This is a genomic window from Pseudomonas sp. SB113 (genome assembly GCF_040754745.1).
Taxonomy (GTDB): Bacteria; Pseudomonadota; Gammaproteobacteria; order Pseudomonadales; family Pseudomonadaceae; genus Aquipseudomonas; species Aquipseudomonas grimontii.
Window position 1 is genome coordinate 1 of record NZ_JBFMHW010000235.1, and the last position, 406, is coordinate 406.

A 406-nucleotide genomic window follows, 5' to 3' on the forward strand; every position below is an offset into this window, starting at 1 on the left:
TGGGCGCGCGGCGTGATTTCGATGCGCACTACGCCGAGTTCCTTGGCTTCGGTCAGCAACCGTCCAACCTGCCAGCGGGTAAGGCCGAGTTCGGTGGCGATTTCGCTCTGGGTCCGCTCCAGATCGTAATAAAGCTTGGCGACCCGCACCATCAGATGTTCGCGCTGCTCATTCGAAGGCAGGCGTACCGATGATGTCAGGCGATTGTCGATTGGCTCGCTGCTCATCGCCGTCCTCCCTGTCTTTCCGACAATGTGTGGAAGGCTGGTGTCAGCACCTCCGTCGTGTCGCGGTAGAGTTCGAGCGCCTCGTCATAGCGGCGGCTTCGAGCGGCATCGGGCAGAACTTCCTTGGTGGGCGCGGCGCAGGCATTCGACGCCGTGATCAGATCGGGGAACAGGCCGAG

At 62.1% G+C, this 406-nt stretch carries 1 protein-coding gene and 1 pseudogene; both read right to left on the reverse strand.

Going from position 1 to position 406, the window contains the following annotated elements:
- Positions 1-227: pseudogene (locus AB1462_RS32340) on the reverse strand (sugar-binding transcriptional regulator); the annotation flags it as partial.
- Positions 224-406 (reverse strand): hypothetical protein (locus AB1462_RS32345; protein WP_367249207.1); only part of this gene is annotated, 183 nt, incomplete at its 5' end. The gene AB1462_RS32345 and the pseudogene AB1462_RS32340, both read right to left, overlap by 4 nt.